Source organism: Microbacterium wangyouchuni, from assembly GCF_051546305.1.
Lineage (GTDB): Bacteria > Actinomycetota > Actinomycetes > Actinomycetales > Microbacteriaceae > Microbacterium.
The window spans coordinates 271,515-280,067 of the sequence record NZ_JBPTMA010000005.1; the positions used below are offsets into that span (position 1 = coordinate 271,515).

The 8,553-nt window shown below is 63.9% G+C and carries 7 protein-coding genes and 1 rRNA gene; 6 read left to right on the top strand and 2 right to left on the bottom strand.

Translation table 11 applies throughout. The features are described 5' to 3' along the window. Nucleotides 1–25: 25 nt before the first annotated feature. Nucleotides 26–1,105: a heparan-alpha-glucosaminide N-acetyltransferase domain-containing protein gene (locus ACSS7Z_RS12725; protein ID WP_438255218.1), complete on the top strand. Its 1,080-nt coding sequence runs from the start codon at nucleotides 26–28 to the stop codon at nucleotides 1,103–1,105. A gap of 9 nt (nucleotides 1,106–1,114) precedes the next feature. After that, nucleotides 1,115–2,545, top strand: a complete 1,431-nt coding sequence (gene argH / locus ACSS7Z_RS12730; protein ID WP_438255220.1) for an argininosuccinate lyase — start codon at nucleotides 1,115–1,117, stop codon at nucleotides 2,543–2,545. Nucleotides 2,546–2,554: 9 nt separating this feature from the next. Here the strand turns inward: argH and ACSS7Z_RS12735 are convergent, their stop codons facing one another. Continuing rightward, entirely contained in the window at nucleotides 2,555–3,130 is a 576-nt protein-coding gene (locus tag ACSS7Z_RS12735; protein WP_438255221.1) for a DUF1349 domain-containing protein, read from the bottom strand. A 92-nt stretch (nucleotides 3,131–3,222) separates the two neighbouring features. Between ACSS7Z_RS12735 and ACSS7Z_RS12740 the strand changes: the two genes are divergently transcribed. Genes ACSS7Z_RS12740 through ACSS7Z_RS12750 form a run of 3 tightly spaced genes read left to right on the top strand, consistent with a single transcriptional unit; the run spans nucleotide 3,223 to nucleotide 6,540 of the window. Further along, on the top strand, nucleotides 3,223–4,389 hold the full coding sequence (locus tag ACSS7Z_RS12740; RefSeq protein WP_438255223.1) for an ATP-binding protein: 1,167 nt from the start codon (nucleotides 3,223–3,225) through the stop codon (nucleotides 4,387–4,389). 54 nt (nucleotides 4,390–4,443) lie between these two features. Further along, nucleotides 4,444–5,727 carry a tyrosine--tRNA ligase gene (gene tyrS / locus ACSS7Z_RS12745; RefSeq protein WP_438255225.1) on the top strand — a complete coding sequence of 428 codons (1,284 nt, stop codon included), beginning with the start codon at nucleotides 4,444–4,446 and terminating at the stop codon, nucleotides 5,725–5,727. 3 nt (nucleotides 5,728–5,730) lie between these two features. Next, complete coding sequence (locus ACSS7Z_RS12750) at nucleotides 5,731–6,540, top strand: DUF4184 family protein (RefSeq protein ID WP_438255227.1); 810 nt, start codon at nucleotides 5,731–5,733, stop codon at nucleotides 6,538–6,540. Here ACSS7Z_RS12750 and ACSS7Z_RS12755 read toward each other — a convergent pair. Continuing rightward, entirely contained in the window at nucleotides 6,491–7,795 is a 1,305-nt protein-coding gene (locus ACSS7Z_RS12755; RefSeq protein ID WP_438255228.1) for a CoA transferase, read from the bottom strand. The two genes, ACSS7Z_RS12750 and ACSS7Z_RS12755, sit on opposite strands and share 50 nt — an antisense overlap. Before the next feature lie 668 nt (nucleotides 7,796–8,463). Here ACSS7Z_RS12755 and ACSS7Z_RS12760 point away from each other — a divergent pair. Beyond that, nucleotides 8,464–8,553 (top strand): 16S ribosomal RNA (locus tag ACSS7Z_RS12760); the annotation flags it as partial.

Below are 8,553 nucleotides of genomic sequence, written 5' to 3' on the forward strand. Positions count from 1 at the left end.
ACCTCGACAGAGGTCGAAGGGGCGCGTGCATCTGAATCTTGACCGACTGAACGGACCGCGCCGTTTGGCCGGCGTCGATCTTGCCCGAGGTCTTGCCGTGCTCGGGATGCTGGCTGCTCATCTGCTGTGGACCGGCGAGGTATCGGAGTGGGACGAGCCGTCGACCTGGACGGCGATCGTCAACGGGCGCTCATCGATCCTGTTCGCAACTCTCGCCGGGGTATCGATCGGTATCCTCACGGGCGGTCGACGACCGCTCTCGCCGGAGCGCATGAGCGCCGCAAGGGCGAGGATCGCGATTCGTGCCGGCATCCTGCTGGCGATCGGAATTCTGCTGATCGTGACCGGCGTCCCCGTCTACGTCATTTTGCCGGCCTACGCGATCCTGTTCGTGCTGGTGCTGCCCTTCACCACGATGTCAGCTCGAGCGCTGCTGTTCACCGCTGCAGGCATCGGAATCCTCATGCCGTTCCTGCAACCGGTGCTCAACGAGCTCCCGTTCTGGGCCTCGAACCTGGGCGGCGACGTCGCACTGGCGATCGGATGGAATTACCCGTTCACCCTCTGGATCGCCTTCGTCCTTGCCGGCCTCGGCGCAGCGCGCGCTGACCTGAGGGTCAAGAGAGTGCAGATCCGGATGCTGGTGACAGGCGCGGTGGTGTCCGGGGCCGGTTACGCCCTGGCTTTCCTGCCCGCACCGGGTGAGGGGCCGTATTGGGACGCGGTATGGACTGCCGCACCGCATTCATCCGGGGTGTGGGAGGCCGTCGGATCCGGCGGATTCGCCATCGCTGTCATCGGTGCCTGCCAGGTGTTGTGTCGGGTACCGGCGGTGAAACTGATCACCCTCCCGCTGCGCGCGACCGGAGCCATGCCGCTGACGGCATACTCCGCACAGTTGGTGGCCTGGGCGATCATCGCCGCAATCGCCTTCGGCGACACATCCGATCTGGGCGGATTTCGTGAGCTCGAACCTTTCTGGCCGTTCGTCGGGGTGACGCTCCTGGGCGCGACGGTGTGGGCAGTACTGATCGGCCGTGGACCACTGGAATGGGTGCTCGACCGCTCGACGCGTTCCGTCGGCGGGTCAGCGTCACGCCGGTAGGCTGGAGGAATGAGCGAGGCGAAGCACGACGGTACAAACGAGGGCGCGCTGTGGGGCGCACGATTCGCAAGCGGACCCGCACCGGAGCTGGTCGAACTCAGCCGCTCGACGCACTTCGACTGGATCCTTGCGCCCTACGACATCGCCGGATCTCACGCGCATGCCAAGGCACTCGCTGCAGCGGGCTATCTAGAACCCGACGAAGAGCAACAGATGCATGCGGGCTTGGACGCTGTGGCACGCAAGGTCGCCGACGGAACTCTGGTGCCCGCACCTTCTGACGAAGACGTGCACGGCGCACTCGAGCAGGCGCTGATCGCCGAGCTCGGCGCGGAACTGGGCGGACGACTCCGCGCCGGACGCAGCCGCAACGACCAGATCGCCACACTCGTGCGGATGTACCTGATCGACCACGCCAAGGTCATCGCCCGCGACATCCTGCGAGTCATCGACGCCCTGGTGGCGCAGGCCGAAGCTCATCCCGACGCCATCCTCCCCGGCCGCACGCACCTGCAGCATGCGCAGCCGGTGCTGCTCGCCCATCACCTGCAGGCGCACGCCTGGCCGCTGGTGCGCGAGCTGGAGCGCCTCGTCGACTGGCGCCGTCGCGCTGGAGTCTCGCCCTACGGCGGTGGGGCGTTGGCAGGTTCCACGCTGGGGCTCGATCCTGAACTCGTTGCGCGTGAACTGGGCCTTGACCGCCCGGCGGAGAATTCGCTTGATGGCACGGCTGCACGCGATGTCGTGGCGGAGTTCGCCTTCATCACGGCGATGATCGGCGTTGACCTGTCCCGGCTCAGTGAGGAGATCATCCTCTGGAACACGCGTGAGTTCGGTTTCGTCACGCTGGATGACAGTTACTCGACTGGCTCGAGCATCATGCCGCAGAAGAAGAACCCTGATATTGCCGAGCTCGCGCGCGGCAAATCGGGCCGGCTGATCGGAAATCTGACCGGCCTCATGGCGACGCTCAAGGGCCTGCCGATCGCGTACAACCGCGACCTGCAGGAGGACAAAGAGCCGGTCTTCGACTCGGTGAACACACTCGAGGTCGTCCTGCCCGCCTTCGCCGGCATGATCGCAACACTCACCTTCGACACTGCGCGGATGGCAGAGCTTGCCCCGCAGGGCTTCTCCTTGGCGACGGACGTCGCCGAGTGGCTGGTCAAGCAGCGGGTTCCGTTCCGTGACGCCCACGAGATCTCCGGTGCCCTGGTCAAAGCATGCGAGTCTCAGGGGATCGGCCTCGAGGATGCTACCGACGACCTGCTCGCGCAGGTCTCACCGCACCTGAAGCCTGAGGTGCGTGAGGTGCTCAGCATCGAAGGTTCCGTGGCGTCGCGTACTGGTGCCGGCGGAACCGCGCCCGTGCGTGTGGCCGAGCAGCGTGCCGAGCTCGTCGCCCGTACTCAGGCAGCGGCACACCAGCTCGGACTGTAATACCGGCGGTCAGTGCAGCGTGGCGTCCGCTGCGCTGTGCTCCCAGCGGGTAAACCGCACCGAGAGTGCCGCGTTGGTGGGCGCTGCGAGGAACGGACCGGCGGATGCCACGGCATCCCCGTCGAACGGTGCCACGCGCACGAGCCGCCACTGACCGGCGTCGGCCCGAGCACGCACAATCAGCGCATCTTTCCAGCGGCTGACGCGCACCGTGATCTCGGCGCTCTGCCATTCATCTATGTAGCCGACCGACCAATCCGAGCGGATGTTCGTGACCACGGCGCCGAGCCCGAGATGACCATCGGCGAACTCAACCCCGGCCTTCATCCAGTGCTCGTCGTCGATCTGCACGAACACCCCGGCCTGATCGAACTCGCCGGTCCACTCCGCGTTAAAGGTGACCTCCATCGCGTCTCCCACGGCGAATGGCGCCAGCAACGCGTGGGCACTGTCGTGCACGAAACCGTAAGCGGTATGGCGCCAAGCGTCGCTTCCCTCGACGGCAGTGACCTGCAGTACACCGTTGTCGAGCGTGGCAGTTTCAGCGGGCGGGGTGGTCCAACGCCCCTCGTTCCAAGCGATCATGCTCGTCACCATAGCGGGAAGATGCTCTTGCCGCCGTGCAGATACATTGAGATACTTGCCGCTAAGTATCCAGAAGTATCCCGGAGGTTCTTGTGCAACCCAGCCCGTATACGCCCGGTGAGATCGCCCGCGCAGTTCCGGGGCGCGGTGAGCTGATCGAGGAGTTCACCGAACGCCTCTCGCTCATGGTGGATCTGCAGCGACTGATCGGACGCATCCACGTGGCGTTCGGGGAACGCGGTATCGGTAAAACCTCGCTGCTGCGCGCGTATCAGCGTCTCGCTGAGGAACGCGAGGTCCTGTGCATCTGGATCACAGCGGGGGAGCCAGACGGCCTGATCGCACAGATCATCGAGGGCATCCGTGAAGCCACGAGCAGCTGGCCGCACGCCGCCGCCAAGACGATCCGCGAACACCTTGACGAGCTCACCGTCACCCTCGGGGTTCCCGGCATTGCATCGGTCAGCGCGAAGACCAAATCCTCGACGACCACCGACCGTGTCGGTGCCCGCGCACTCGAGAAGCTGATCCACGCGACTACCGAGGACCGCAAGCGTGTGAAGGCTCTCGTCCTGTTCATCGATGAGGTGCAGTCGGCTGATGCCGACGGCATCCGAACCCTGGCCTACGCCTGGCAGCATCTGCAGGCGGAGCATCCGAGTATTCCCGCGGCCGTGCATGCGGCGGGCCTCCCCAACGCGCCCGAGCAGATTGCGGATGCTGTCACCTTCAGCGAACGCTTCGCCTACCGTCCGCTGGAGATGCTGTCGGTCGGTGCGCAGGTGGCAGCGCTGCGTGATCCGGCAAGCGAACTGCAGGTCGAGTGGGAACCGGATGCTCTGGAACTGGCCGCGCAGCTCGCTGCCGGCTACCCCTACGCCGTGCAGCTCTACGGCGATGCCGCTTGGATCGCCGCCGGAAGACCGGATGCCGGCGGCACGATCACCCAGGACGATGTCAAGAAAGCGCGCACGAGTGTCGATCGTGATCTGCGCAACCTCTTCGCCGCACGCTGGGCGAACACGACGCCGAATCAGCGACGGTTCCTCATCGCCGTCGCGTGGCTGCAGGAGAAGAACGCCCAGGTAGACAGAGCCGATCTGGCGGATGTGCTCGAGGTGAGCTCGCGCAGCCTTTCCTCGGTGCGCGCCCGACTCATCGCGAAAGGTTTGATCCATTCGGAGGGGCACGGGCGGGTGACGATCCCGGTGCCCGGATTCGCCGGCTACATCCGCGAACTCGAAGACGACCCGCGGTGACCGAGATGCTTCGCCCGCGCTGATAATCTGGAACGCGTGTCCAATACTGATCTGATGACTGCCCCCGTGGCGATCGACCCCGCGTTCGAGAACGTGTGGGACGAACTCGTCTGGCGTGGCCTCATCCACGTGTCCACTGACCAGGAGGCGCTACGCGCCCTTCTCGGCGGGGACCCGATCACGTATTACTGCGGATTCGATCCGACCGCGCCGAGCCTGCACCTGGGTAATCTCGTGCAATTGCTGACGCTGCGTCGCATCCAGCTTGCCGGCCACAAGCCGCTCGGCCTCGTCGGCGGATCCACCGGACTCATCGGTGATCCTCGGCCGACGGCAGAGCGCACTCTGAATACGCCGGAGACCGTCGCCGAGTGGGTCGGGCGTCTGCGCGCCCAGGTCGAGCGCTACTTGAGCTTCGACGGCGATAACGCCGCCCGCATCGTCAACAACCTCGACTGGACCGCGCCGATGAGCGCGATCGACTTCCTGCGTGAGATCGGCAAGCACTACCGTGTTGGCACGATGCTGAAGAAGGATGCTGTCGCTGCGCGCCTGAACTCCGATGCCGGCATCAGCTACACCGAGTTCAGCTACCAGATCCTGCAGGGCATGGATTTCCTGGAGCTGTACCGCCAGTACGGCTGCGTGCTGCAGACCGGGGGAAGCGACCAGTGGGGAAACCTCACCAGTGGCACCGATCTGATCCGTCGTGTGGAAGGCACATCGGCGCATGCGATCGGCACACCTCTGATCACGAACAGTGACGGAACCAAGTTCGGTAAGAGCGAGGGCAACGCGATCTGGCTGGATGCTGAGATGTGCAGCCCCTACCGGATGTACCAGTTCTGGCTGAGTACCGCGGATGCCGACGTGATCGAGCGTCTCAAAGTCTTCACGTTCCTCACGAAGGCAGAGATCGAGGAGTACGCGGTGCTCGTCGAGAGCGAGCCGTTCCGCCGCGCCGCGCAGAAGCGTCTTGCGCTTGAAGTGGTTGCGACCGTCCACGGGTCGGACGCAACGGCAGCTGTCATCGCGGCATCGGAGGCGTTGTTCGGCCAGGGCGATCTGACCGCGCTGGATGCCTCGACTCTGCGCAGTGCGCTGGATGAGCTCCCGCACGCAATGGTCGAAGCGGGAAGCCCCGTCGTGGACGCACTGGTCGCCACTGGTTTGGTGACGAGCCTGTCTGAGGCACGCCGCGCGATCAAGCAGGGTGGTGTCTCGCTCGACGGCGTGAAGATCGAGGACGAGGCGGCCGTCGTTACCGGAACTCTTCCCGGCGGTGTCTCGGTTCTGCGACGCGGAAAGAAGACACTCGCAGGCGTCTTTCTCAGCTAGAGCATGCCGTTCACCCCGAGCCACGCGGTCATCGCACTTCCTTTTGTGCGTACGCCGCTGGTGCCGGCGGCCATCGCGATCGGGGCGATGACCCCTGATCTGCCGTTGTTCCTGCGCGGCGTGGGGGTCACCTACACCTTCACGCACACCATCGCGAATCTCGTATGGACCGCGCTCCTCGCGCTCGTACTCTTCCTGGTGTGGCGGGTATTGCTCCGGCCGGCTGTTGCGGAGCTGTCACCGACGTGGCTTGCCGAACGGCTGCCCGAGGAATGGTCGAGCGGCGGATGGGATGCTGTTCGGCGGGCCGTCGGCATGGGGGAGCGTCGTAGCTACCCACTGCTGCTCGCAGTTTCGGTGCTGCTGGGAGTGCTCTCGCACATTGTGTGGGATATGTTCACGCACGAGGAGCGGCTGGGCAGCGAACTTCTCCCTGTTCTCGCCGATGAGTGGGGACCGCTGCAGGGTTTCAAATGGCTGCAGCACGGTTCGAGTGTCGTCGGGCTGTTGATCATCGCGATCTGGGCGCTGCTCTGGTTACGTCGGACCGAACCTGGAGGCGTGGTGAGGCAGGTGCTTCCCCACTGGGTGCGCGTGGCCTGGTGGATTTCGCTCCCCGTCATTCTCATCGGATCATGGGCGATCGGCTACGTCGTGTTCGGGCCCTTCACCGCGGAATTCACGATCCGGCACCTCGCTTACCGTGTGCTGCCACCAGCGTGTGGGTTCTGGGCGATGCTCACTCTCGCCCTGTGTGTGATCCTCACCACTGTGGCGCGTCGCGGCCCCACGGCCGGGGCGGCGCGAAGCTGAACCCGGGCAGCACCGGCGCAGCAGTGATGAGCGCGTGGCCATCAACACTGAAATTCTGAGTGTGCATGGCCGGGTCGATCTCTCGTTCTCGTTCAGGGGCATCACGCCTCGGCATGCCGAGCAGCTCGGCGGCGATGCGACGCAATGACGTGGTGATGTGCCACGTTCCTCCTTCGTGCACGCGCTGATCTACGACTGCGCACACGGCGGACGCCAGTAGATAGCCGGCGCTGTGATCGAGAGCCTGCGCAGGAAGTGCGCCGGGAACTTCACCGTCGGCCGATTCGATGAGGGCGATTCCGGATTCCGCTTGCACGAGGCTGTCGAAGCCCGCGCGGTCTGGTTGATCCAGCTCCCACGCGCTCAACTGCACGATGATCAGCCCGGGATATCGCTCGCCGAGTTGGCCGGGGGAGAGCCCGAGGCGTGCAAGGCCTGCCGGGCGGTAGCCGAGCACAACGACATCCGCTTCCTCGAGCAGTGCGGTCATCTGTTCGGATCGTGCGTCAAGAAGAGTTGTCCGCTTGCCGTGGCCGGTATCGAGGTGCTGCCATTCCGGCTCCGGAATGTGAGGAGGATCGATGCGCAGAACATCGGCACCCAGCAGAGCGAGAGTGCGAGTGCAGACCGGGCCGGCAATGGCACGCGTGAGGTCGAGAACGCGGATGCCGACCAGCGGTGCTGCCTGAGCTGCTGTTTCGGAGGTTAATCTCGACGCCCTGGGCCTTGACGGTGCCTTGGGTCTTGTCGGTGCCTCGTTGCCAATGCGACGGATCTCGACGAGGGGTCGCGATCGCAGTGCCGCGTCGTACTGCGGATTCTCGCGGGCGACAGCGACGGCCAAGCCTCCTGCGCGGGTGATGCGTTCGACGGATTCTTGAACGGATGCCGTAGCGAGCATCGATCGCAGATCATCGGCACTCGCGCCCTCAGTCAGGTCAAGACCGAGGCAGAGGGCGCGGGCATGATGCGGATAGTTGCCATGGGTGCGTACCCAGCCGTTCTTCGTCTGCCAGAAACCGGAGAATGGCGACCACACGGTTGGCTGCTCACCATCGATGCGGAACAGCCGGTCGCTGCGGTACGCCATCGCGATGCGATCGGGGTCAGGCTGCGGAGCACGACTGATGCCGGCGCAGTGCAGAACCGCGGCGACACTGGCCCATGCCAGATCTCCGGTCGCAAGACGAGAAGGGAGAGGGACTTCTCGCCGAGGGAATGCCCCAGTCTCCGCGCTGGTAGGGAGCGAATCCATGGCACGATCGTACGCCTCAGCGAACGGATCGGAGCAAGAAAATGGGCGTGACCTGGGGAGAAGCGTTCCAACGTCCGCTCGGACACGCCCGGGGAGCTGCCGTGATTTGCCCGACCTTCAGATCCCGCGTAAGTTATTACTTGTTCGCCCCACAGGGTTGAGACAGAGCCAAGGCTCAGCTCCCCTCAAGTGGCAAACCACATCCCAACTCAGAAGATCACCTCGGTGAGACGCTGAAGCGGGATGCTCTGTGGTTCCACAGATCGCGTCGAGTTCGCTCGAGTCGCCGATTTGACAAGCGGATGCCACGGGGTAAGATAGAGAAGTTGTCTCGAAGCGCATCAGCGCTTCCGATAACATCTCGAAATCTGGGCCTTACGGCGTGTCGATTTGACAAGCTGAACGGCACAGATAAGATAGAGAAGTTGCCCTTCGGGCCTGGTTATGATGACTGGGTCGGGGGAGCATCCGATCCTTGAGAACTCAACAGCGTGCACTTGTCAAATGCCAAATTATCCTCGTCGGTCTTCGGACTGGTGAGAATTCCTTTGGATCAAAGACCAGCCCTTCCGGGGGTTGGCATTTTAAATGAAGTCAGTTTGATTCATTTCTTTGGTCAGTTCAAACTCGCTGCTCACGCCTTTTTCCGGTGTGTTCAGTATTTTTCTTTTACGGAGAGTTTGATCCTGGCTCAGGATGAACGCTGGCGGCGTGCTTAACACATGCAAGTCGAACGGTGAAGCAGGAGCTTGCTCTTG

Bases quoted from the DNA above. Each gene is read 5' to 3' on its own strand.
- ACSS7Z_RS12755 (WP_438255228.1), bottom strand. From the start codon at position 7,795: ATGGATTCGCTCCCTACCAGCGCGGAGACTGGGGCATTCCCTCGGCGA.
- argH (WP_438255220.1), top strand. From the start codon at position 1,115: ATGAGCGAGGCGAAGCACGACGGTACAAACGAGGGCGCGCTGTGGGGC.
- tyrS (WP_438255225.1), top strand. From the start codon at position 4,444: ATGACTGCCCCCGTGGCGATCGACCCCGCGTTCGAGAACGTGTGGGAC.
- ACSS7Z_RS12735 (WP_438255221.1), bottom strand. From the start codon at position 3,130: ATGATCGCTTGGAACGAGGGGCGTTGGACCACCCCGCCCGCTGAAACT.
- ACSS7Z_RS12750 (WP_438255227.1), top strand. From the start codon at position 5,731: ATGCCGTTCACCCCGAGCCACGCGGTCATCGCACTTCCTTTTGTGCGT.